Origin of the sequence: Rhizobium sp. RHZ01, from assembly GCF_014851595.1 — a bacterium.
Lineage (GTDB): Bacteria > Pseudomonadota > Alphaproteobacteria > Rhizobiales > Rhizobiaceae > Rhizobium > Rhizobium altiplani.
In genome coordinates this window covers 204379-228742 of the sequence record NZ_JACUZZ010000004.1, presented here as the reverse complement: position 1 = coordinate 228742, position 24364 = coordinate 204379, and the positions used below count along the sequence as shown (strand labels likewise).

Annotated in this window: 22 protein-coding genes; 7 read left to right on the top strand and 15 right to left on the bottom strand. The window is 60.0% G+C overall.

Features of this window, described 5'->3' with window-relative positions; translation table 11 throughout:
* Positions 1-6 precede the first annotated feature (6 nt).
* Positions 7-240, top strand: coding sequence for a BolA family transcriptional regulator (locus IB248_RS07210; RefSeq protein ID WP_025661197.1), 234 nt, complete (start codon positions 7-9; stop codon positions 238-240).
* A 20-nt stretch (positions 241-260) separates the two neighbouring features.
* On the opposite strand, the gene IB248_RS07205 is transcribed toward IB248_RS07210, so the two are convergent.
* Positions 261-1412, bottom strand: coding sequence for a hypothetical protein (locus tag IB248_RS07205; protein ID WP_169680271.1), 1152 nt, complete (start codon positions 1410-1412; stop codon positions 261-263).
* Between the two features lie 281 nt (positions 1413-1693).
* Between IB248_RS07205 and grxD the strand changes: the two genes are divergently transcribed.
* The 3 genes from grxD to IB248_RS07190 all read left to right on the top strand — a co-directional run bounded on the left by grxD (position 1694) and on the right by IB248_RS07190 (position 4694).
* Positions 1694-2029, top strand: a complete 336-nt coding sequence (grxD, locus tag IB248_RS07200; protein WP_192240612.1) for a Grx4 family monothiol glutaredoxin — start codon at positions 1694-1696, stop codon at positions 2027-2029.
* Positions 2030-2172: 143 nt separating this feature from the next.
* Entirely contained in the window at positions 2173-3378 is a 1206-nt protein-coding gene (locus tag IB248_RS07195) for a multidrug effflux MFS transporter (RefSeq protein ID WP_018854872.1), read from the top strand.
* A gap of 35 nt (positions 3379-3413) precedes the next feature.
* Positions 3414-4694, top strand: coding sequence for a multidrug effflux MFS transporter (locus IB248_RS07190; RefSeq protein ID WP_026371477.1), 1281 nt, complete (start codon positions 3414-3416; stop codon positions 4692-4694).
* 72 nt (positions 4695-4766) lie between these two features.
* On the opposite strand, the gene IB248_RS07185 is transcribed toward IB248_RS07190, so the two are convergent.
* The 12 genes from IB248_RS07185 to IB248_RS07130 all read right to left on the bottom strand — a co-directional run bounded on the left by IB248_RS07185 (position 4767) and on the right by IB248_RS07130 (position 17988).
* On the bottom strand, positions 4767-5363 hold the full coding sequence (locus tag IB248_RS07185; RefSeq protein WP_192240611.1) for a LysE family translocator: 597 nt from the start codon (positions 5361-5363) through the stop codon (positions 4767-4769).
* Positions 5364-5518: 155 nt separating this feature from the next.
* Entirely contained in the window at positions 5519-6343 is an 825-nt protein-coding gene (locus tag IB248_RS07180; RefSeq protein WP_192240610.1) for an inositol monophosphatase family protein, read from the bottom strand.
* A 29-nt stretch (positions 6344-6372) separates the two neighbouring features.
* Positions 6373-7257 carry a tRNA 2-thiocytidine(32) synthetase TtcA gene (gene ttcA / locus IB248_RS07175; RefSeq protein ID WP_169680270.1) on the bottom strand — a complete coding sequence of 295 codons (885 nt, stop codon included), beginning with the start codon at positions 7255-7257 and terminating at the stop codon, positions 6373-6375.
* A 59-nt stretch (positions 7258-7316) separates the two neighbouring features.
* Positions 7317-8246 (bottom strand): glutaminase, encoded by a 930-nt coding sequence (locus tag IB248_RS07170; protein WP_192240609.1) that lies wholly within the window; start codon positions 8244-8246, stop codon positions 7317-7319.
* Positions 8247-8315: 69 nt separating this feature from the next.
* Positions 8316-8933, bottom strand: a complete 618-nt coding sequence (gene rpsD, locus IB248_RS07165) for a 30S ribosomal protein S4 (RefSeq protein WP_025661699.1) — start codon at positions 8931-8933, stop codon at positions 8316-8318.
* 244 nt (positions 8934-9177) lie between these two features.
* The gene (gene phoA / locus IB248_RS07160) at positions 9178-10635 is read right to left on the bottom strand and encodes an alkaline phosphatase (RefSeq protein WP_018854865.1); all 1458 of its coding nucleotides are present in this window, start codon (positions 10633-10635) and stop codon (positions 9178-9180) included.
* A 164-nt stretch (positions 10636-10799) separates the two neighbouring features.
* Positions 10800-12314 carry an ATP-binding protein gene (locus tag IB248_RS07155; RefSeq protein WP_192240608.1) on the bottom strand — a complete coding sequence of 505 codons (1515 nt, stop codon included), beginning with the start codon at positions 12312-12314 and terminating at the stop codon, positions 10800-10802.
* Between the two features lie 92 nt (positions 12315-12406).
* Complete coding sequence (locus IB248_RS07150) at positions 12407-13534, bottom strand: MFS transporter (protein WP_169680268.1); 1128 nt, start codon at positions 13532-13534, stop codon at positions 12407-12409.
* A gap of 141 nt (positions 13535-13675) precedes the next feature.
* A complete protein-coding gene (gene murI, locus IB248_RS07145; protein WP_018854862.1) occupies positions 13676-14476 on the bottom strand; it encodes a glutamate racemase in 801 nt (266 codons plus the stop codon).
* A complete protein-coding gene (locus IB248_RS07140) occupies positions 14457-15287 on the bottom strand; it encodes an RNA methyltransferase (RefSeq protein WP_018854861.1) in 831 nt (276 codons plus the stop codon). The genes murI and IB248_RS07140 overlap by 20 nt, the downstream gene beginning before the upstream one ends.
* A gap of 57 nt (positions 15288-15344) precedes the next feature.
* Complete coding sequence (locus IB248_RS07135) at positions 15345-17327, bottom strand: FUSC family protein (protein ID WP_192240607.1); 1983 nt, start codon at positions 17325-17327, stop codon at positions 15345-15347.
* A 130-nt stretch (positions 17328-17457) separates the two neighbouring features.
* On the bottom strand, positions 17458-17988 hold the full coding sequence (locus IB248_RS07130) for a hypothetical protein (protein WP_169680267.1): 531 nt from the start codon (positions 17986-17988) through the stop codon (positions 17458-17460).
* 187 nt (positions 17989-18175) lie between these two features.
* On the opposite strand from IB248_RS07130, the gene IB248_RS07125 reads away from it, so the two are divergent.
* The 3 genes from IB248_RS07125 (at position 18176) to IB248_RS07115 (ending at position 20621) form a co-directional block, all read left to right on the top strand.
* Positions 18176-19387 carry an NADP-dependent isocitrate dehydrogenase gene (locus IB248_RS07125; protein ID WP_018854858.1) on the top strand — a complete coding sequence of 404 codons (1212 nt, stop codon included), beginning with the start codon at positions 18176-18178 and terminating at the stop codon, positions 19385-19387.
* A gap of 78 nt (positions 19388-19465) precedes the next feature.
* Complete coding sequence (locus IB248_RS07120) at positions 19466-19912, top strand: GNAT family N-acetyltransferase (RefSeq protein ID WP_169680265.1); 447 nt, start codon at positions 19466-19468, stop codon at positions 19910-19912.
* Between the two features lie 88 nt (positions 19913-20000).
* Entirely contained in the window at positions 20001-20621 is a 621-nt protein-coding gene (locus IB248_RS07115; protein WP_169680263.1) for a glutathione S-transferase family protein, read from the top strand.
* An 11-nt stretch (positions 20622-20632) separates the two neighbouring features.
* On the opposite strand, the gene IB248_RS07110 is transcribed toward IB248_RS07115, so the two are convergent.
* Positions 20633-21484, bottom strand: a complete 852-nt coding sequence (locus IB248_RS07110; RefSeq protein ID WP_169680261.1) for an AraC family transcriptional regulator — start codon at positions 21482-21484, stop codon at positions 20633-20635.
* 139 nt (positions 21485-21623) lie between these two features.
* A complete protein-coding gene (gene alaS / locus IB248_RS07105) occupies positions 21624-24284 on the bottom strand; it encodes an alanine--tRNA ligase (protein ID WP_169680260.1) in 2661 nt (886 codons plus the stop codon).
* Between the last annotated feature and the right edge of the window lie 80 nt (positions 24285-24364).

Sequence of the window (24364 nt, the reverse complement as noted above, 5' to 3'; positions counted from 1 at the left end):
ACGATCATGCCTATGAAACCCGGTGATATCGAAGACATGATCAGGGCCGGCATCCCCGGCGCCAAGGTGACCATCCGCGATCTTGCCGGCGACGGCGATCATTATGCGGCTGAGGTGGTAGCGGAAGCTTTTCGCGGCAAGAGCCGCGTGCAGCAGCATCAGATGGTCTACGAGGCCCTGAAGGGCAACATGGGTGGCATACTGCATGCCCTGGCGCTGCAGACATCGGCACCTGAGTGATATCGAACGCAAATGCCCGGTTAGAAGCCGGGCATTTCGTTATAACCGTCTGCAGCAAAGACCATGTCCGAGCGTGGGCCGGCGGTTAGCAGCGTGAAGTCGAAGGGCGCCCGCAGGTCTGGCCCCAGGACATACTGCCGATGCACGCGCAGGAAATCCTTCTTGATCTTCTTATAGTGCTCGATAGTCAGCATTTGCTTCACGCGAATGAAGATCATCTTCGCAGGCCGTGCATTTCCATGACCACAAACCGCTACGACCGGCACCTTGTAGAAATGAATGGCGTCGGTCAGACAGTGGACATCAAGCCAGTTGACGCTGTCGCATCGCGCGATCAGGCCGACCCGTGACCGCAACACGTGCGCGGGGCGCAACAATGCGCATTGCAGGATTGCCGAGCCGAGCGTTGCAAAGATCACCTTCTTGCCGGCAAAAACATCAGGATCCCGTTCGAGCAGGAGGCCAACGACGTGGGCGGCGACGCTGGATCCCATACTGTGAGATGAGATCACATACTCCTGCGCAGGTTCCGACAGGGCGGTCTGCGCGGCCGTGGCACAGCGATCTAGCCACTGGTCGAATGCCGCATCGCTCGTCCGGGCAAGAGCGACCGCCATCCGCCAGTCAGCGAAGAGATGCAGCGTGTAGAAGCGCTCCGCGAAAGGCAGAAACACGAAGACGAAGAAACACAATGCCAACGCCGTGCTCCACAGGAGATGAAAAGCGGGCAACTCCATTTCGAGTGGTATCACGGCGATCGTGGCGCTAAGCGAAAAGCCGAGTATCATCATCAGGAACGGAAAGACGAAGAACAGCCCGAATCGCCAAGCGTGCCTGAAGTAGCCGGCCATCCCGCCATGGAGGATGACCTGCAGAGCACTACGAAAGCCCGCCAGAATTTGCGCAGGTATGCTGCGTGATCGAAGCTGCTCCACCAAAGCATTGTGGTCGAAGATATGGATGTGGCTGTTGGTTTCCCATCCGTCAACACCCGCCTTCACCTTGAACGCCGTCGACGCCGGTCCGTCGTCCGGCTCGCCTGTCAGCACGGAGAAATTCCAGGTCGCTGCACTTTGTTTTGCGGATCGTTCATAGCGCGCCCTGTGAGCACGCCCATCAAGTGGCTCGAACCCCGGAAAATGGAGAACGACCCGTTTCGAAATCAATGTCATTATTTTCTTTCTGGCCGCGCACGGCAGGAAATTGCTGCGCCGCAATCGGCGAGAATTGTGGCAAAATCCGGGTGAATTCCTTGCCATAACCGGCAATGCGCGCGCGAGATTAAGCCGCTCCTGAACCAGGCGTAACGCAAGCGCAACAATGCGCCGTCCGCAAACCGATAGGGCGCTCTTTTTTTGGCTCGGCCTGCTGGAATTCCGCGGATCACATGCTATCTAAGCTTAACGATTGAAACGGCGGGCCTTTAACTCGCCTGTGGAAAGGATTAGTCCCTATGAGCGGTATCAACGAATTCATCGACAACGAAATCAAGAGCAACGACGTCGTCCTCTTCATGAAGGGCACGCCGCAGTTTCCGCAGTGTGGATTCTCCGGCCAGGTCGTGCAGATTCTCGATTACATCGGCGTCGACTACAAGGGCATCAACGTGCTCGCTGACTCCGAGATCCGCCAGGGCATCAAGGATTACTCCAACTGGCCGACGATCCCGCAGCTCTACGTGAAGGGCGAGTTCCTCGGCGGTTGCGACATCGTCCGGGAAATGTTCCAGGCCGGCGAGTTGCAGCAGCACCTGCAGGAACATGGCGTGACCGTTCGCGGCGCTGCCTGACCTGTTCGGTCACCGGGCGTCCGCCCGGTTTCCAAATCTTGCATTTTGAGTCCGAGGCGCTGTGCTGAACAGCGCCTTGGCCCGTTTATGGGAATTTCATTGTGACAGATTCATCACAAACCGTGCACGCGGGCCAATTGCCCATGGGCAAAGGGGAATTCATTGCGCTCGCCGCCTTCTTGATGGCGGTCAATTCGCTCGCGATCGACATCATGCTGCCGGCACTGCAGCAGATCGGCGCAAGCCTTGGCGTCGAAAGCGAAAATCACCGTCAGTTCGTCGTTTCCGCCTATCTGCTGGGCTTCGGCTCGGCTCAGCTCTTCTACGGCCCTCTCTCCGACCGATTCGGCCGCCGTCTGCCGCTGTTGATCGGCCTTGTCATCTATATCTGTTCTGCGCTGGGGATCGCACTGGTACCGTCCTTTGCGGGCCTTCTCGCACTTCGCTTCATTCAGGGCATTGGTTCCGCAGCGACGCGCGTCATCACCATCTCCATCGTCCGTGATATCTACGGCGGCCGGCAGATGGCAGAGGTCATGTCCCTGATCATGATGGTCTTCATGATCGTTCCCGTCATCGCGCCGGGCAGCGGCCAGATCATCATGTTCTTCGGCAGCTGGCATCTGATCTTCGTGTTCATCGCCGTCCTGGCCGCTTTGATCTCGGTTTGGGCCTATATCCGCCTTCCCGAAACCTTGCGTCCCGCGAATGTCCGCCCGTTCACCGCACGCTCGGTGATCGGTGGCTTCAAGCTGGTTCTCACGAACCGCATCGCCCTCTGCTACACGATTGCCACCACCTTCATCTTCGGTTCGCTGTTCGGCTTCATCAATTCCGCGCAGCAGATATACGTCGGCATCTACGAGCTTGGGGTCTACTTCCCCTTCGCCTTTGCCGGCGTCGCTGTCTTCATGTCGCTTTCGTCATTCCTCAACGCGCGGCTTGTTGGCAGGTTCGGGATGCGGCGGTTGTCGCATGGCGCGTTGGTCGGCTTTATCACCGTCAACACCATCTGGCTCGCAGCCCTCGTTCTTGGGCCGCAACCGATGCCCTTTGCGTTTTTCATCTGCTTCTTCGGTGTGGCCATGTTCCAGTTCGGCTGGATCGGCTCCAACTTCAACTCGCTTGCCATGGAGCCGCTCGGCCACGTCGCGGGAACGGCTTCGTCCGTCCTCGGCTTCATGAGCACAGTCGGCGGCGCGCTGATCGGCGCCGGCATCGGCCAGGCATTCAACGGCACAGCATTGCCAATGGTCGCAGGCTATTTCACCGTCTCGATCATCGGTCTGGTCTTCGTTTTGATCGCAGAGAAGGGACGTCTCTTCCAGCCGCACAATCCTGCGGTCTGATCGGCTCTCTCCGCCCCTATTTCAGGATTTCGATTATGACGCCACCACATAAACCCCATGTTGAGAATCAGGGCTCCCGCCGCATAGGCATGGGCTTCGTCGAATTTGTCATTACCATCGCCATCATGACCGCCAGTGTCGCGATGGCGATCGACAGCATGCTGCCATCCCTGCCCGCGATCGGCCATTCGCTCGGTGTCACGAACGCCAACGATACGCAGCTCGTGATCGGCGTCTTCTTCCTCGGATTCGGCGTGTCGCAGATCATTTTCGGTAGCCTGTCTGATACCTTCGGCCGTCGAAACATCCTGCTTGGCGGCCTCGCCGTTTATGTCCTCGCTATGTTCGCCGCTGCCGCTACCGCCAGCTTCGAAATGCTGCTGATCATGCGCTTTGTCCAGGGCCTCGGCGGCGCAGCCGTCCGCATCACGACCATGGCGATTGTTCGCGACTGCTTCGGCGGCCGTGAGATGGCGCGGGTCATGTCCTACGTGATGATCGTCTTCATGATCGTGCCGATCGTGGCGCCTTCGGTCGGTCAGTTGATCATCACCTACGCCAACTGGCACTGGATTTTTATCCTGCTCGGCCTTGTCGGAGGGGTCTTGTTCATCTGGGCACTCGCGCGTCTGAAAGAATCTCTGCCGAAAGAAGAGCGCATCCCGTTATCGGTCGGCTCCGTCGTCGACGGTTTCAAGACCGTCCTGACGAACAAGATCACCTGTGGCTACATGATCGGGCTGACGATGTTCACGGGCGTCATCAGCGCCTACGTTATTTCGGTCCAGCAGGTGTTCGGCGAGGTCTACGGCCTTGGCGATTGGTTACCGATCGCCTTTGCGGCAACGGCCGGCGGCATCGCTGTCGCGAACTTCGCCAACGGGTTTTTTGTGCGCAAATTCGGGATGCGCCGCATCTCGCACGTTGCGATGATCCTGTTCACGATCGTGTCTGCAATCGGTTTCGTCAAAGCTCTCGGTGGCCGGCCCGATTTCGCCTTTGCCTATACCCTGTTCACGATCCTGCTGATGATGTTTGCGGTTATTGCCACCAATTTTACGGCAATCAGCCTGGAACCCATGGGCAACCTCGCCGGCACCGCGACAGCCATCACCGGCTTCGTATCGACGACCTTCGGCGCGATCCTCGGCGGCACGGTCGGACAGCTATTCAACGGGACTGTGCAGCCGCTCTTCGGCGGCTTCGCGGTGTTCGGGGCGATCAGCATCGCGGCAACGCTGTGGGCCGAAGGCGGCAAGCTGTTCACACATCCGGGTGACAGCCCGCACATCGATCAAGGCGCCGGGCATTTCTAGTAGACGGCCTTGCAACGCATAACGTTCCTTGTCGCCCGCAACACACCGTTGCGGGCGAAACTCTTTCGGGAGCTAGCGCCACACAAGGGCGACCGAAAGAGCCAGAGCCAACGCCATCGCGATATTGAAGAACCGCGCCGAACGTGGGGTGCGTAGAAACTGTGCCACGAGAGCGCCGAGGACAAGCCATACGAACCCGGCGGGAAACGCGGCGGCTGCGAACAGCGCCCCCATCCACAAGGCGCCACGTGCTTCAGCGTGCTGTGAAGACACAAGGAAGGTGCTGCCTGCGCTCAGCGCAACCAGCCAACCTTTCGGGTTTAGCCACTGGAATAGAAAAGCCTGCCGAAATCCAACCACGCGCCTCTGGCCATCCGCTTCAACAGTACCGGCATTGGCGATCTTCCAGGCAAGCCACAACAGAAACAGAGATCCTGCCAACTTCATCGCTATTACGATCGCCGGCGCCGCGGCGACAATTTCTCCGACACCGAAGGCGCTTAGAACAATCATTGCGCCCATGCCAAGCGATGCACCGAGCGGACAGCCGATGCCTCTCAAAGTGCCGACAGCAGCACCTGTGGACAGGACCAGAGTGTTACTGGGTCCCGGTGTAACCGCCGCGATAAACGCAAACAGCAAAAACGCCAGTGTCTGCCCTCTATCCATCATACTCTCCTCGTCATTTCGAAAACGGGAGAACATTTACGACTGGCGTGCCTGCTCGTATTGTACGTCTGTGCGCATGGCGTTTTCCTGGGAGCGCGAAATCTGGGCCCCCCAGGAAACGCTACCGCAACCCGCAGGAGGTCGCGGCTCCGATATCAGATCGTGAAAACTTCGCTCCGCAGAATGTCCCAGCTGTCCTTGTCGGGCGCAATCAGCAAGCCACCACTGGTGTGATGCGGAAGGTAAGGCGAACCGTCAAAACGGGCCGCATGCGCGCCAGCCTCGATGCTGATCAGCGTGCCCGCGAGATGGTCCCAGGGCATGAGCTTATTATACATCAGATAGTGGACGTGACCGCCCGCAAAGGCGCGGTACTCATGGGCAGCACAGCGATAGTTGGCAAGGAACCGAACCTTGGCCAGATTGGCAAGGATCTCGCTGCGCTTCGGCTTCGGCAGGAAGCCCGTCGATGCCATGCCGACCATCTCCTCCAGCGCGACGGGCGCTGCAACGGCGAGCCGCTCCGCCTCCCCGCCAGGACGCCGAAGCCACGCGCCACCGCCCTTCTCCGCCATTACCCAGTCATCGCCCATCGGGTCGTAGATGATGCCGGCAACCGTTTCGCCCTTGGACACGACGGACGCCATCACGCCGAAGGCCGGAATGCCGGATGCGAAATTGAAGGTCCCATCGACGGGATCGACCACGATGGCAAGGTCCGCTCCCTCGAGCTTGCCGAGCAGATCAGGATCCGCCGCGACCGACTCCTCTCCGATGAACACGGCATCCCGCCAGAGTGCAGCGGCTTCAGCCTTAATCATCCGCTCCGCCTGCAGGTCCGCCTCCGTCACCAGATCGGTCGCTTCGCTCTTGGCGCGCACGTCATCGCTTCCAAGTCGACGGAAGCGCGGCAATATCTCTGCCTTCGCCGCCCGCCTCAGGAGATCGGCAAGCGTCGTTACATCTATCGTGGAACTCATGGACTTTCCTTCTTTGCCGTGGGCGCCGACTATTCACTCTTCGGCGCGGTCTCTCCGGCCATCAGGCCAGCGAAATCGAAAAGCTTGGGATCGAGCAGATGCGACGGGTTCACATGCGCAAGCGCTCTCAGCATCGTATCCTTGCGGCCCGGCATACGCCGCTCGATATCGGCGAGCATGTCCTTCATCGCATTGCGCTGCAGCCCGTCCTGGGAGCCGCAAAGATCGCATGGAATAATCGGGAACTGCATGGCAGCCGCGAACTTCGCCATGTCGTCTTCCGCGCAATAGGCGAGCGGGCGCAGCACCACGAGGTTGCCCTCGTCATTGAGCAATTTGGCCGGCATCGAAGCGAGCCGCCCGCCATGGAAAAAGTTCATAAAGAAGGTTTCGAGAATATCCTCGCGGTGGTGGCCGAGCACCAATGCGTCACAGCCCTCCTCCTTGGCAATCCGATAAAGATTGCCGCGACGTAGGCGCGAACAGAGCGAGCAATAGGTCGCTCCTTCAGGAACCTTCTCCTTCACGATGGAGTACGTGTCGCGATACTCGATGCGGTGCTTGACGCCGACCTTGGTGAGATATTCAGGCAGGATATGCTTTGGGAAGTTCGGCTGGCCCTGGTCGAGATTGCAGGCGATCAGTTCCACCGGCAGAAGACCGCGCCACTGCAGGTCGAGAAGAAGGGCGAGCAATCCATAAGAGTCCTTGCCGCCGGAGAGACCGATCAGCCAACGCGTCTGCCCCTTCAGCATTGCAAAATCGTCGAATGCCTGTCTGACGTTCCGCAACAGCCGCTTGCGCAGCTTGTTGAACGACACCGAGTCAGGAGCTTCGGCAAAGAGCGCGTGCGCGATCGCCCCATCCGCGTTCGGCGTTTCCAGCTCATCGGCAATGTTGGCTGCGATGTTCATTTTCTCGTCCAATCAGACTCTGCCTCCGCCTTAGCAGAAAGCGTCACGACAACCCAGCATCAATCGCCGAAAACAGACCAGCCAGTGCGGGCCGCCAGCATTTCGAGCGCGACAGCACCGAGCTGCGAGTTGCCGACCTCGTTGAGCCCCGGCGACCACACCGCAATCGAGGCAATGCCGGGCGCCACTGCAAAAATACCACCGCCGACACCACTCTTGCCGGGGAGACCGACGTGATAGGCAAAGTCGCCGGAACCGTCATAGTGGCCGCATGTCAGCATCAGCGCGTTGATACGTCGCGCCCGCTTCGGCGACACAACGGAGTGGCCAGTCATCGGATTGCTGCCGCGTGCGGCCAGAAACAGCCCGGCCTTCGCCAGCTGCTCGCAGGTCATCGACAGGGCGCACTGGTGAAAATAGACGCCAAGCACGTGTTCGACTGGGTGATCGAGGTTGCGATAGGCCCGCATGAAGTTTGCGAGCGCGAAATTGCGGTAGCCCGTCTGTGTCTCGGACCTTGCAACGCGATCATCGATGGTGACCGACTCGTCATCGGCAAGATAGCGGACGAAGCGCAGCAACTCACCAATAGCCTCGCGTGGCGCATGGCCGGCCATGACAACATCGGTCACGGCAATTGCCCCCGCGTTGATGAAGGGATTGCGTGGAATGCCCTGCTCGTGCTCGAGCTGGACGATCGAGTTGAACGCCGAGCCCGAAGGCTCGCGGCCGACCCGCTTCCACAGTCCCTCGCCGACCTTGCCGAGTGCAAGCGTCAGCATGAAAACCTTCGAGATGCTCTGGATGGAGAACGAGACATCGGCATTGCCGACGCTGTAGACCTTGCCATCCACGGTGACGACCGCTAGGCCGAACTGGTTTGGGTCGACCTTGGCGAGTTCCGGAATGTAGTCCGCAACCTTGCCCTCGCCGATACGGGGGGTCAGCTCCTTGTGGATGCTATCGAGAACTGCCTGCAAGTCCGTCATCGTATCTCCCCAGATAACAAAAAAGCCGCCCCAGGAGGCGGCTTTTCCGTATGCGAAAACGCCTCGCGATTAACGCGAATAGAATTCGACCACCAGATGCGGCTCCATGACGACCGGATACGGTACGTCGCCGAGCGCCGGAACACGAGCGAAGGTAGCAACCATCTTGTTATGGTCAGCTTCGATGTAGTCCGGAACGTCGCGTTCAGCCAAGCCCACAGATTCCAGAACGGAAACGAGCTGCTTCGACTTCTGACGAACTTCGATGACGTCGCCAGCCTTGCAACGGTAAGAACCGATGTTTACGCGGACGCCGTTCACGGTCACGTGGCCGTGGTTGACGAACTGGCGAGCAGCGAAAACGGTCGGAACGAACTTGGCGCGATAAACGATCGCGTCAAGACGAGACTCCAGAAGACCGATCAGGTTTTCCGAGGTATCGCCCTTGCGGCGGTCGGCTTCAGCGAAGATCGCGCGGAACTGCTTCTCGCGCAGGTCACCGTAGTAACCCTTCAGCTTCTGCTTGGCGCGCAGCTGCACACCGAAGTCAGAGAGCTTGCCCTTGCGGCGCTGACCGTGCTGGCCCGGGCCGTATTCGCGGCGGTTCACCGGGGACTTAGGACGGCCCCAGATGTTTTCGCCCATACGGCGGTCAATCTTGTACTTGGACGATTCGCGCTTGCTCATCGTATTTCCTTTCAGAAAGTTAGAACGGTCTGTTGCCAAACCGCGTGAAGGAAACACGCCCTCCTTTGATCTTCTTTCGAGGATCCGACAGGATCATCCCATTACGCGAACAGGACAAATCCACGGGACATGTCAAATGAAACACCGGACATCTCTGCCCGGTGCTGGGGCGGTCTTTAGGGCGAAGTCGCTGGAATGTCAATCACAATTCCACGTTTTCGCCCGTGGCATTCGCCGACGCGGCCTACTTCGCGCTGGCCGTCTCGGTCTTCAGGCCGAGCGCGTCGCTGATCGTATAGAACAGATCCGTCTGGTCCGTCAGGCCAGTGACATTGGCAGCGCGCGGCCCGTAAGCAGCAATGCGAAGCTGCGAGCCGGTATGGCCCTGGTCATCCGCATCGTCGGAGTTGCCGTAGCTCACGGCCATCACGGCGCCGTCCTTCGTCATCAACGCTTCCGTCAAGCCCGGAGCCTTGGCGTCGGCATCGATGATCTGGCTCGCGTGCGCATGATCGGCGGTGATGATGACGAGCGTGTCGCCGGCTTCTTGCGCAAACTTCAACGCTTCCTGAACGGCTTCATCGAGATCAACCGTTTCGCCGATCTGGCCGCACGGGTTGGCGGCATGATCCTGCTTGTCGATCGACGCTCCCTCGATCTGCAGGAAGAAGCCCTTCTCGTTCGTCCTGAGCAGTTCGATCGCCTTGGCCGTCATCTGTGCCAACGTCGGGGTTGCCGACGTGCGCTTCTCGTTGGGCTTGCAGACGACCGGCTCCTTCTCGACATTGCCGTAATGGCTGGCCTTCGGGCCTTCCCAGCGAACCGGCATATTGCCCTCGGCAAACAGGCCGAGTACCGGCGCACTGTCGTTCGCCTGCTTAACGGCCTGGAGCTCGTCAAGGTTCGAGACGATCTTGTAGCCTCGTTCCTCCGCCTGCTGGCGAAGCGTCTTGTCCTTCCATTCGCCGGCCTTGGCGGTCTCGCCGAAGCTCTTTGCGCCCCCGCCGAGTGTCACGTCGGGGCGCGTATCCAGCAACTGCTCGCTGATCGAACCTTTGCCGCCGTTTTCAAGCGCGTTCGTCGGGCACTTCTCTGTGGTGGATGCCGGGCTGTAGCACTTACGCTGGGTCACGTGCGCGATCTGCACGGCTGGCGTTGCATCCTGCAGTTCGGCTGTCGAGACATTGCCTGTGCCAAGACCGGCAGCCTTTGCCTTTTCGATCAGCGTTTCGTGGCTCTTCTCATGAATGTCGACGCCGATCGCGCCGTTATAGGACTTCACGCCCGTCGCCCAAGCGGTGCCCGAGGCAGCAGAGTCGGTCACATAGGTCGGCTTGCCCGTCTTCTTTTCGAGCGAATAATGCGTGTATTGCCCGGTGACCGGAAGCGCATCGATGCCCTTGAAATACTGGCCCGCGCCGACCGCATAGTTGCGTGCGATGGTGATCTCGGAGTCGCCCATGCCGTCGCCGATCAGGAGGATGACGTTCTTCGGGCGGGTATCGATGAGCGCGGCGCGATAAGCCTCGGTGATGTCGCCGGAAAGGCGGCGTGCGCCACCGGGAGCGCTGAGATCGGCGCTTGCCGCACGTTCCAGAAGCTTGTTCGCCGCATCATCTGCATAGCCAGGCTGAACGGCAACGGTTGCAAGCAGGCCGCCGACGACAAGGCGCAGCAGCTGGTGACGAACGTTGTTTCTCATGACCGAGATCTCCTTTTGATAATCCGCATCGACCGCACGGGTCGCGCGCCTTATCCACCACCCGAATGAAGCTCTTGTGACAAAAGCAACTGCTTCGTGTGACATTAGGGATCGAGTATAAACCGGGCACATTGTCCGCGCGCTATTTGCCGTCAATTCGGCCGTCATTCCGCTGCGGAGCGCACCTCATCCACATCAGGCGCATTGGCATCGCCGGGAGCCGTCTGGCAACTCATGTCGGGGAAAGCGACGATGCGCTTGCCGGCGAAGTCCGTGTGCACGACCACAGTCCCCTGCTCCTCGAAATAGCCAAGTAGACGTCTCGCACGCCGGGCCGAGTGGGTGCCGTAAGCGCGCGCAATCCGCGCATCCGAGGGGCATGGTTCGCCACAAATTGCCGCTTTTGCCAACATCAGGAAAACACCCTGAAGATCGTCGGTGACGCCAGAAGAGAGCGACAACGCCATTCCCCAGGCCTCGGTTTCTGCGGTCGCCGCACCTACGCCGGAACGCGAAATCGCCACGCGGCGTCGGAACTCCGACAAAGACATCGGAGCGCCTGGAACCCGGCGCATGCGAAGTCGCACCAGGAACTCCTGGTAAAGCACGGAATCCGTTCGGAATCCGGAGCTCGGATCGTCCAGTATTTCGTTGAGCACCGCCGTCAGCCGCTCCTCCCGTTCCTCGACCGACAGCTCGGGCTGAGGCGCACGCGTCTCCGAAACCGGAGCCGAGGCAGCAGGAGCCGATCGCGACAACTCCGCGAGAATATCGGTGGTCGGCCGTGGTGCGGGCGCGGCGCGCCGAACGATCGGCCGCTGAAATTCTTCCGGATCCGGGGTGAAGATCAGGTCTGCGACGTCCTGCGGTGCGTCCGGCAGCGGCATGAGCTTGGGGCTCGACGAACGCGCCGAGGTCTCGACATTACCGATCTGGATCGGCAGCGGGCGGCGGGACAAGGCCGGCCCAAGCGCAACGAAATTGCCACGCTTCAGGTCGCGGAACATTTCCGCCTGCCTGCGATCCATCCCGAGCAGATCGGCAGCACGCGCCATGTCGATGTCGAGGAAGGTGCGCCCCATCAGAAAGTTCGAGGCTTCCGCGGCCACGTTCTTGGCAAGCTTTGCTAGGCGCTGCGTCGCGATCACGCCGGCAAGACCGCGCTTGCGGCCGCGGCACATCAGGTTCGTCATGGCGCCAAGCGACATCTTGCGGGCATCTTCCGAGACGTCGCCGCCGACCGAAGGCGCAAACATCTGCGCCTCGTCGACCACGACGAGAACCGGATACCAGTATTCGCGGTCGGCATCGAACATGCCGTTGAGGAAAGCGGCTGCGGCGCGCATCTGCTGCTCGATATCGAGACCCTCGAGGCTCAGAACGCAGGAGACGCGATGCTGGCGGATACGATTGGCAATACCGGCCAATTCGGCCTCGGTGCGCTCGCCGTCGACGACGACGTGGCCGAACTTGTCCGACAGTGTGACGAAATCACCTTCGGGATCAATGATGACCTGCTGCACCCACTGCGCTGATTGCTCCAGCAGACGGCGGAGCAGATGCGACTTGCCGGAGCCGGAATTGCCCTGCACCAGAAGACGGGTAGCCAGAAGCTCTTCGATATCGAGCGTGGCCGGATTGCCTCCCGACGCCGATCCCATATCGATACCAACCTGCAATGTTACATTCCTCTTTCAATCAAACACGGCGTCCTAGCAGGTTTGGCCGTGTCTTTGGCAACACGCCCGCGCAAACCCACAGAAGAAAAACGTCAGAAACTTGCCTTCAACATTCGCGTAAAGGCCAGGCTGACCGCGAGAGGTACCAGCAAGACCGCCAATCCGACCCGTAGCCCTGATACCTCCGCGATAAAACCGATCAGAGGCGGTCCAATCAGAAAGCCGGTCAGTGCCATGAAGGATAGGATCGCGACATTGGCGGCCGCCGGTCGATCCCTGAGGCTTGCCGCCGCGGTAACAGCCAGCGGAAAGCCGACCGACACACCGATCCCAACCAGTGCAAAGCCCGCCAGCGTCACCAGGCTATGCCAGGCAAAGACGACCATGAGCATGCCCACCAGCGAAGCCGCGCCGCAGCCCCGGGCCAGTGAAATCGCCCCGAGCCGCTGTTTCAGATGGTCGCCGCTGAAACGGCCCGCCGCCACCATCATGGCGAAAATCGTATATCCAATACCGGTCATCATGCCGTCGGTCTGGAAAACGTCCTTGAGATAGACGGCAGACCAGTCGGCAATCGCTCCTTCGGTCATCGTAATCCCGAAGACGAAGGCGCAGATGCCGAGCAGCGCGCTGCTTGGCAGCTTGATCGGCATATGCGGCGGCGCCGCGCCAGCTTCGCGATCGGGGGGCAGGCGGAGGCTTGCTACAATGGCAAACGGCAAAACGACGAAGGCAGCCGCCATGATCGCCCCTTCGGCCGGCGCGGCAATCGCCACCATTCCCGAACCAAGCAGGCTGCCGGCCATGATGCCTAGGCTCCAGAAGCCATGGCAGCGGTTCATGATAACAGAGCCGGTATCCTTCTCAGCACGATCGGCTTCGACATTAAGCCCAAGCTCCAACGTCGACATGGCAACGCCAAGGAGGGCAAGCGCGATGAACAATTCAACCGGCGTGCGGGAGAAGGCAGGAAGGCAGACAATCACCGAGAAAACTACAAATCCTGCGATGACTGTGGTTTTGCCGCCGATGCGCGACACCACTCGTCCGGCGATAGGCAGCGTCGTGAGGATGCCGACCGGCATGCCGAGCAGCGCCAGCGCAAGATCAGCAGGACCGAGCCCCAGACGAGCCTGGATTTCGGGAATGCGCGGCAACCAGCTGCCAAATGCAATCGGTTGCAGGAAGAAGATAGCCATAACAAGTTTTTGGAAGGACATGCGGAGCCTGGCGGGATCGATGCGAATCACAACCCTCAGTTTGCGCAGTCATCAGATCTTGCGAAAGCCCCTATCGCATCAACGTTCGACGCGATTGCGCGGGAGCCGCCTGACCAGCCGGTCAGCCCTGCAAGCAGCCCATCAAGCCTTGAGACCAAAACCCTGCATCAGCCGCCTCGTCGCAAAATCGGGATTGCCTGAGGTGAAGACCGCAAAGTCGAAATTATCGGGATGCACGGCATCGGCGACATGCGGCACGAGGCTGCGGGCACGCCGGGCAATTGCCTCAGCGGGATCGAGCCAATCTACCGGCCAGGGCGCAAGTCGACGGAAGACGTTCGCCATGAAGGGATAGTGCGTGCAGGCGAGCACGACGATATCGGTCTTCGATCCGTCTTTCTCCACGAAGCATTGATCTATCTCGGAAAGAACAGCCTCATCCGACACCACATCACCGCGGATATAGGCCTCGGCCATTCGGGCCAGATTTTCGGACCCGACCAGACGCACATGGCACTGCTGCGCGAAGGACTGGATCAGGTCGCGCGTATAGGCCCGCTTGACCGTACCCGGCGTTGCCAACACGGAGACAAGCCCCGAGCGTGTCCGCTCGGCGGCCGGCTTGATCGCCGGTACCGTGCCGACGAAGGTCATCTGCGGAAACGCCGCACGCAGATCGGTGCCAACAAGCGTAAAGGCCGTGTTGCAGGCGATGATGCAGACTTCGGGATCATGCTCGTCAAGCAGCTTGGCGAAAAGACCAATGATCCGTTCCTTCAGTGCTTGCTCTTCCCAGCCGCCATAGGGAAAGCCGGCATCGTCAGCAATGTAGATGAAGCCGCGCTCCGGCATCAGCACGCGCGCTTCCCGCAATACGGTCAGCCCTCCGATACCGGAATCGAAGACCAGAACCGGTTTCAGCTCATTCAGCGCTGCTGTCATCTTCCGACTGTTCCTTGACGTCGACGGGCGGCCGCCTCCCGCGCGGATATTTCCGCGAGAAGCGGTCGAGGGAGGAGATTACGCCGCGCAACACGCTGATTTCCTGCTCCGTGAACGCGCGACGGGAAAGGACTGCCCTGAGGTTGTCTACCATTTTCGGCTTTTTCGCGGGCGGATGGAAATAATTGCGTGCATCCAGCGCTTCTTCCAACTGGTCGTAGAGACCGAACAATTGTTCCTTCGTGGATTGCGTCTGCGACATCGCCTGGAAGGGAACGGATCCGACATCCTCCATGCCCGACTTCATCCACTCGTAGGACATCAGCAATACCGCCTGGGCGATGTTGAGCGACGCAAAGGCAGGATTGACCGGGAAGGTGACGATCTCGTCGGCCAGCGCAACCTCCTCGTTCGTGAGTCCCCAGCGCTCGCGGCCGAACAGGATGCCGCTGCCCTCGCCTGCCTGGAATTTGGCGCGCAGCGTTTGCGCCGCCACGACGGGCGACCGTACGGGCTTGAAGCCATCGCGCTCACGCGCTGTCGTTGCGTAAACGAAGTTCAGGTCGGCGATAGCTTGCTCGAGTGTGTCGTAGACCTTGGTGCCCTCGATGACGTGGTCGGCCTTCGAGGCGGCGGCCTGTGCCTTCTCGTTCGGCCAACCGTCACGCGGATTGACGAGCCTCAGTACCGAGAGGCCGAAATTCGCCATGGCCCGCGCGACCATCCCAATGTTCTCCCCCATTTGGGGTTCGACGAGAATGATTACCGGACCTTCCGTGAGAAGTTGCCGCTCGCTGTTCGTGCCTGCCATGACGCTGGATCCTTTTGCTACGGGCGGAATAGCCAAGCCGGGCCGAAACGGCAAGGGTCAACCATTCGGGTAGAGGCGATCGAGCGTCGAGCCGATCATCTCGACCCCAAGGCGCGCACCCGCATGCGACAGCGGCAAATGCCGTTCCGGTGCACTGCTGGCCTTTTGGTCGACGAAGAAGCAGTCAGACTGGCGCTTTGCGAGAAGCGTCGCACGCTCACGTTCAGCATCGATCAGTTTCATGCCATCGTTGTCACACGCGCTCCTGTCGAAATCCTTCGCCAGGATTCGCGCCCAATAGGTCGCCGCAAGAAAGATCGCGAGCGTCTGCCGTATGTGTCCTGGCCTGGTGACAACCGACCAGGTCGAACCGAGTGGGCGGGCAGCTGCAGCTATGTCCCGGTAAGCCGCATCGAGCTTCTGCGAAAGAGCGATCAGCGCGTTCGTTGCTTCGCCCGCCGCTGCGGCAGAAAGCAGCTCTTCCAATGCCGAAAACCACGTCGCCAGCGCCGTATTGAGCGCGCTGCGCGTTCGCGCAGGAAAAACGACGAAGGCAATGAACGTGCCCGCTGCAGCCCCAAGCATTGTTTCTTCGACGCGCAGCAACAGCAGGTCGACTGTCAGCGATCCCGTCATGCCATAGACTAGGCAAAGCGCAATCGATACGAAGAAGGTCATTATCGCGTAGGATGTCTGAAGAAAATAGAAGGCCAGAAAGATGGCAATCGTGGTGATTACTAGGGCAACCGCCATATGCCCCGTCAGGGCTGTTGCGAGAAACAAGCCCATCGCAATCCCGAACAGCGTCCCAAGCGAGCGTTGCAGGGCCTTCATCGCCGTATCACCACGCGAATTCGTGTTGGTGAACACCAGGAAGGATGCAAGCACCGCCCAGAACCAACGTTCGCGTGACAGCATCAGCCCGAGGGTCATTGCGATTGCCGATGCCAGCGTAATCTGCAGGGCCGCGCGGATCAGGGGATTGGCCAGCGAGAAGTCGATCTTCGCGGGAGCAGCAGTCGCTTCGGTTACGGCCCAGACTTCGGCAAATCCTGTCGAATAGCCCTTCTCGATCGTTTCCGAGAGGAGCACTCGCGCCTCTCCCAGCCGGATCAAGGACCGAGCCGTCTTGGCCTGCAGATCATCCGATTTCTTCGCCTCCACCAGAACGGGATCGCCCTCGATGACGGCATGAACGAGAGCGAACGGCGGCAAGCTCTGCGAGCTCAGCACAATCGCACTCTCCGCGGCAAGGTGGACGTCGAACAGTCGGATCGCCAGGATTGCCGCAGGCTCGGTACCATCAAACACGCCGGACGGCGGCCGCGGAATGAACCCCTCGGCCATCAGAACGACTTCCTTCAGGCGGATTTCCAACTGCTCTAATTTGTGCGCATCCCTCGCCGTCATTCGCCCAACGGAGGCGAGCGTCGCGATCTTGAACAGGATCTGGTTGATGCGGCCGCGCACACTTTCGAGTGAGCGCAAGAGATCCGGGCGCCAATCATCGGGGAGGACAAGAGAGCGCACGACATGTCCGATCAATGCCGGGACGATGGGCCCCATTGCAATCAGCGGAAGCTCACCAAGCGGGGGGCGGAAATAGGCACCCATGAAATAGGAGGTGAAGGCGAACATGCCGATTGCGTGTCCGCGTGGCCCGAACACTCGCCCGGCAGCAGCAAGAAAGATGATGATGAGAAAGGCCACATCCGAAACGATGCGATTTGTTTCCAGGGCCGCGGCAAGGCCGACGACACAGACACTTGCGGCACAGCCGAGCAAGCGTGTCACGAGTTGCGGTGCGCTCCCCTTGTCCTTTACCGCGACGCCACCCTCGATCGACAGGACAAGCCCCAACCCATATGCAGCGGTCGGAAGCGGAAGCAGCAGCCTGTCGATTGCCAATAGCACCCCGAACGAGAGCGCCATTGTCAGCGTCACCCGCGACGCCATTCGCAAGCGCGAGAGCGCCGGGTCGTTGGCGAGAAGCCAGTCGCGGAAATCAAAACCGGAAAGCAAGCAGCCCTGGCCTCTCATTCAGCCCCCGACAGCCAATGGCCGAGGGAATTTCTCGACACACCGAGGACGGCCCCATCACCCGAAGCGACCGCCCTTCAACAACGAAAACGTAGCACACAGGCTTCGTTGGAAAAATGCAGTCCGCGCTTCACTGACCTTTGGCGATCTGCACCATCGTATTCTTGAGCGAGTTCGCCGGTTGCCCGGGATCGCCCTCGGTGACGATGTCGTCGATAACAGGCTTGCCGGCTTCTTCAAGCATCTCGAATCGAACGGTCGTCACCGCCTGCTTGTCCGATCCGTCGTCCATGCAGGTCGCCTTCTTGAAGGTGACGACGACCTCCGTCGCGCCACCGGCGGTCGGCTTCGGCTCATAGGTCAAATCTTCGAGTGGACACGCATCCTCACCATTCACGATCACATCGTAGTCGAAGGGCGAGACACCATCTTCGTCAGCAGCCGGGTTCTGGATCGCTGCCTGGTATTTCGTCACGAAATCCTTGCTGTAAAGCCGCGATAGCTTGCCCGGATCAAAGATGTCGATCCAGTCGCTATCTGCGCCCGACCAGTTCTTGATCGTCGCATCCATGATCTCCTTCACAGGCGCGGTAACGTCGGCGGCAAGCATCGGCGGGGTCGAACCGAGCAGGATCGCGAGGACGAGGGGAATCTTCTTCATGGCGAATATCCGGGCAATGGTTTTGCGCCGGAGACTAGCCATTTTCCTCCGCTTGGCAATGGCCGCAAAAACGCCGCCGCATCCTGCTTCCGGCTTTGCACTCCCGGTCCACAATGCTATAGCGCTCGGGATTTTTATATCACCCACCCGGGACGTCGGTCCCTTCCAAGCTTAACGAGGCAGATACATGAAGAAGATCAAGGTCGCCAATCCCGTCGCCGATCTCGACGGCGATGAAATGACTCGCATCATTTGGCAGCTCATCAAGGATAAGCTGATCCATCCGTATCTCGACCTCGAGATCGATTACTTCGATCTTTCCGTTGAAAACCGCGACGCCACAAATGACCAGGTGACGATCGACGCCGCCAACGCCATCAAGAAGCACGGCGTCGGCATCAAGTGCGCGACAATCACGCCGGATGAGGCACGCGTCAAGGAATTCAACCTCAAGCAGATGTGGAAGAGCCCGAACGGCACGATCCGCAACATCCTCGGCGGCGTCATCTTCCGCGAGCCGATCATCTGCAAGAACGTTCCGCGCCTGGTTCCCGGCTGGACGCAGCCGATCGTCGTTGGCCGTCATGCCTTCGGTGACCAATACCGCGCGACCGACTTCAAATTCCCGGGCAAGGGCAAGCTGACCATCAAGTTCGTCGGAGAAGACGGGCAGGTCATCGAAAAGGAAGTCTTCGACGCCCCCGGCGCCGGCGTTGCCATGGCCATGTACAACCTCGACGAGTCGATCCGCGAATTCGCCCGCGCTTCGATGATGTACGGCCTGATGCGCAAGTGGCCGGTCTACCTGTCGACCAAGAACACCATCCTCAAGGCCTATGACGGCCGCTTCAAGGACATCTTCGAGGAAGTCTACGAGACCGAGTTCAAGGACCAGTTCAAGGAAATCGGCATCACCTACGAGCACCGCCTGATCGACGACATGGTCGCTTCGGCGCTGAAGTGGTCCGGCGGCTATGTCTGGGCATGCAAGAACTACGACGGCGACGTCCAGTCGGACACGGTTGCCCAGGGCTTCGGTTCGCTCGGCCTGATGACCTCCGTTCTGCTTACGCCGGATGGCAAGACGGTCGAAGCCGAAGCCGCACACGGAACGGTTACCCGCCACTACCGCCAGCACCAGAAGGGCCAGGAAACCTCGACGAACTCAATCGCCTCGATCTTCGCCTGGACCCGCGGCCTCGCCCATCGTGCCAAGCTCGACGACAATGCGGAACTCGCAAAGTTCGCAGCGACGCTCGAAAAGGTTTGCGTCGACACCGTCGAAGCCGGCTTCATGACCAAGGACCTGGCGCTGCTCATCGGTCCGGATCAGCCGTGGCTCTCCACGACTGCCTTCCTCGACAAGATCGATCAGAACCTGCAGAAGGCGATGGCGTAAGCCAAGACCAATATCCGAATGGACGGCGGGGATTTCCCCGCCGTTTTCGTTTCAAGGACAAGCAAAGGGAACAAGAGGATGACCATAACAATCCGTCCGCTGCAACCATCCGACCGGGCCGCCTGGGAGCCTCTGTGGGCCGGCTACCAGCGCTTCTACGAGGTTGTTATCCCGCCCGAGACGACGAACCTGACCTGGAGCCGATTTCAGGATCCAGGCGAAGACATGCACGCGCTTGGCGCCTTCGACGACAGCGGCCGCCTTGTCGGTATCGTTCATGCGATTTTCCACCGTTCGACCTGGCTGCCGAAATGGACCTGCTATCTTCAAGACCTCTATGTCGACGACACGCAGCGCGGTCTCGGCACAGGTGCGGCTCTCATCGATGCCGTGGCGGATCTTGCCCGCGCGAATGGGGCTGGCCGGCTCTACTGGATGACGCATGAAACAAACGCCACCGCCCGAAGACTCTACGACAGGATCGCCGAACGATCCGGTTTCATCCAATATCGCAAGCCGCTGTAGATAGTTAGGGCCTTTGCGCCGGACCTCTCTGTCCTATGTCCCTGATGGCGGACTTGATACGCTGCATTCAGCAAACGAGGAGGAGTTCATGGCAGACGAACTGGTATTTTATACGAACCCCATGTCGCGCGGCCGCATCGCCCGCTGGATGCTGGAAGAGACAGGCGTACCGTACAAAACAGAGATCATGACCTTCGGCGGAACGATGAAGGCGCCTGAATATCTCGCCGTCAACCCGATGGGAAAGGTCCCGGCCATCAGGCGCGGAAAAACGATCGTGACTGAGTGCGCAGCGATCTGCGCCTACCTCGCTGAGACCTTCCCCGAAGCCGGGCTCGCTCCAACATCAGATGAACGCGGCAGCTACTACCGCTGGATGTTCTTTACCGCCGGACCGCTGGAGGCAGCGGCGACCAACAAGGCATTGGGCTTCGAAACGCCACCAGACAAAGCCCGGATGGCGGGATATGGCAGTTTCGCCGACGTGATGAACGCGCTTGAAGGCGCCGTCAGTGCCACACCTTACGTTGCCGGCAATCGTTTCACGGGAGCCGATGTTTACGTCGGCTCCCATATTGGCTGGGGCATGAGCACAGGTACGCTTGAAAAGCGCCCAGCGTTCCTCAACTATCTCGGCCGCATCTCCGATCGCCCGGCCTACAAGCGTGCCACCGCGATCGATGACGAAGCCATGAAGGCTGCCCAGTAGAAACAGGTCGCTCAGGCAAGCGGCATGTAGATATCGGTCAAGAGCTCGGTCGGCGGCACCTCACGTGGGTTGTTGAGGTATTCCTCAAACATCACACTGTCGCGAAGCTGCCGACCCGAGGCGGGCAACCATTCCGCATAAAGCCACTGGTAAGCCTTGTGCATGTCTGCATAAGGCCCCTTGTGACGCAGTACGGCATACTCGCCTCCGTCGAGCATCCGCGCTTCGAACGGCGCCGTCGCGACAACCTCGCCGTCCGTAGTCACACATGCGATCGAGCGCAGCTTCTCGGACGGCACGATATCGGGATCATCCAGATAAACACCGATCATCCGCATCGTCGGCTTGGCAAGCCCGCGCGCATAGAGCGTGCCGAACAAGGTCTCGAACGCCTTGCCGATCTGCATGAACGAGCCGGTGTGCGGCACTCCGAGCAATTGAATTGGCTCAATCTTCCGTAGGGTAACGTCGAACATCGCTGCAGTCTTTCCGTTAGGTGAGGGTTCAAAGGCTTTATGGCTTCCCTCTTTCCTGTACTGACCTGGCGGCATGCCATAGACCGATTTGAAGATACGGTTAAAAGACTGGAGGTTGGGATAGCCTGATCGCTTTGCTATCTCCCCGACAGAAAGATCCGTGCGAACCATGTCACCGGCTGCACGATGCAGCCTTAATCGCTTGACTGTCGCCGCGAGCGTCTCGCCGAAAATCGCGCGATAGATCCGATGCCAGTGGTAGCTCGACATGCAGGCGATCCCGGCAAGTTTATCCATGTCGAGTTCTTCGTCGAGATGATCATGGATATAGGCTGATACCCGTCTGAGACGGTTCTCGTAGAGCGCCCATGCCGTTTCGCCGTTCATTGTCAAAACCTCCTGCAAATCGATCGGCTGCAGAAAACCATAGCCCGGTTTGACAAATCCTGCGGACTTTGGCGAATCCGCAAAGAAAAAGGCGGGGACCAGCCCCGCCTCTCTAAGACCTTTACAAACTTCAATTCGCTCAGCTTGCCAGTGCGACCGCAACGGCCTCAATGGCTTCATCAGCCTTCGTCCCATCCGGACCACCGGCCTGAGCCATATCGGGACGACCGCCGCCACCTTTGCCCCCAAGAGCCGCCGACGCAACGCGCACGAGATCGACGGCGCTGAACCGGCTCGTCAGGTCCGGGGTCACGGCAACCACTGCGCTCGCCTTGCCGTCTTCGGCGACGCCGATCAACGCGACGACGCCGGAACCGAGGCTTGCCTTGCCATCATCGGCCAAGCCCTTGAGCTCCTTGGGATCGACGCCGGAAATTGCCTTGCCGAGGAACTTGACGCCGGCAACATCACGAACCGCATCGGCAGGGCCGCCCTGCCCTCCGCCCATCGCAAGCTTGCGTTTGGCATCGGCCAGCTCGCGCTCGAGCTTCCGGCGTTCGTCCACCAGCGCCTCAACGCGAGCAAGAACATCCGCCGGCTGCACCTTCAGCGACGTTGCGAGCGATTTGACGCGCTCGTCCTGCTCCGCCAGGTATTCGCGCGCAGATTCGCCGGTGACCGCCTCGATACGACGCACGCCGGCGCCTACCGCGCTTTCGCCAAGAATGCGGATCAGCCCGATCTGCCCCGTCGCGCCGATATGCGTGCCGCCGCAAAGTTCGATCGAATAGGCCTTGCCGGCCTTTGCGCCACGCACGCCCTGGCCCATGGCCACAACGCGAACTTCGTCACCGTATTTCTCGCCGAACAGCGCCATTGCGCCTTCCGCGATCGCGTCATCGACGCTCATCAGGCGGGTCGTGACGGGCGAATTCTGCAACACGATCTCGTTCGCCATGTCCTCGACGACCTTCAGCTCGTCGGCCGTCATCGGCTTTGGATGAGAAACGTCGAAGCGCAGGCGCTCGGGCGCAACCAGCGAGCCCTTCTGAGCCACATGCGTGCCCAACACTTCGCGCAGCGCCTCGTGCAGCAAGTGGGTGGCGGAGTGGTTCGCGCGCAGACGCGAACGGCGCGCATGGTCGACCGTCAACGCAACCGGCTCGCCGGCCTTCACTGTGCCCTCGACAACAGTGCCGATGTGGACGAAGAGGCCCTCGCCCTTCTTCTGGGTGTCGGTGATTTCAACCTTCGCGGTATCGGAGGTGATGACACCGGTATCGCCCATCTGGCCGCCGGACTCGCCGTAGAACGGCGTTTGGTTGACGACGATCTGAACCTTGTCGCCGGCCGACGCAGCATCGACCGCGGCACCGTCCTTCACGATGGCCTGAACAACGCCTTCTGCGGTCTCAGTGTCGTAGCCGAGGAACTCGGACGCGCCGTGCTTTTCCTTGAGTTCAAACCAGATCGTCTCGGTAGCCTTGTCGCCGGAGCCGGCCCAGTGCGAACGCGCCTCGGCCTTCTGGCGTTCCATGGCGTCCGTAAAGCCTGATATGTCGACGCCGATTTCGCGGGCGCGCAGCGCATCCTGTGTCAGATCGAGTGGGAAGCCATAGGTGTCGTAAAGCTTGAACGCGGTTTCGCCGTCGAGCATGTCGCCCTTGCCGAGCGTCGTCGTTGCATCGGAAAGCAGTGAAAGACCACGCTCCAGCGTCTTGCGGAAGCGAGTTTCCTCCAGCTTCAGCGTCTCGGAGATCAGCGATTCCGCACGCACCAGCTCCGGATAGGCGCGACCCATCTCCTGAACGAGTGTCGGCAACAGCTTCCAGATCATCGGTTCCTTGGCACCCAGGAGCTCGGCGTGGCGCATTGCGCGGCGCATGATGCGGCGAAGCACGTAGCCGCGGCCTTCGTTGGACGGCAACACGCCATCGGCAATCAGGAACGCAGAGGAGCGCAGGTGGTCGGCGATGACACGGTGGCTCGCACGGCGCTCGCCCTCGGCCCTTACACCCGTGACCTCCTCGGAAGCCTCGATCAGGGCACGGAACAGGTCAATGTCGTAGTTATCGTGCTTGCCCTGCAGAACTGCCGCGACGCGCTCCAGTCCCATACCGGTATCGATCGACGGACGCGGAAGGTCGATGCGCTCTTCCTTCGTGACCTGCTCGTACTGCATGAAGACGAGGTTCCAGATCTCGATGAAGCGGTCACCATCTTCCTCCGGCGAACCGGGAGGGCCGCCCCAGATATGAGCGCCGTGGTCGTAGAAGATTTCCGAGCATGGGCCGCACGGGCCGGTATCACCCATCGCCCAGAAATTGTCGCTGGTGGGAATACGGATGATCTTCTCGTCCGGCAGGCCTGCGATCTTCTTCCAGAGGTTAAAGGCCTCATCATCCGTGTGATAGACGGTGACCAGCAGCCGCTTGGCGTCGAGCGCAAATTCCTTGGTGATCAGGTTCCAGGCAAGTTCGATCGCCCGCTCCTTGAAGTAATCGCCGAATGAGAAGTTGCCGAGCATCTCGAAGAAGGTGTGGTGGCGTGCGGTGTAGCCAACGTTATCAAGGTCGTTATGCTTGCCGCCGGCGCGGACGCACTTCTGCGCGGTCGAGGCCGTCTTGTATGGACGCTGCTCCAGACCGGTGAAAACGTTCTTGAACTGCACCATGCCGGCATTGGTGAACATCAGCGTCGGATCGTTGCGCGGCACCAACGGGCTCGACGGAACGATTTCGTGGCCGTTCTTCTTGAAGTAGTCGAGGAAGGTCGACCGGATATCATTCACACCGCTCATGCTATGCCCTTCAATGCTGCCGGAAGGCAGGTCAAAACTTAAATCCAGTGGCTTTTATCGCTCGCCTTAACCACTGTCCA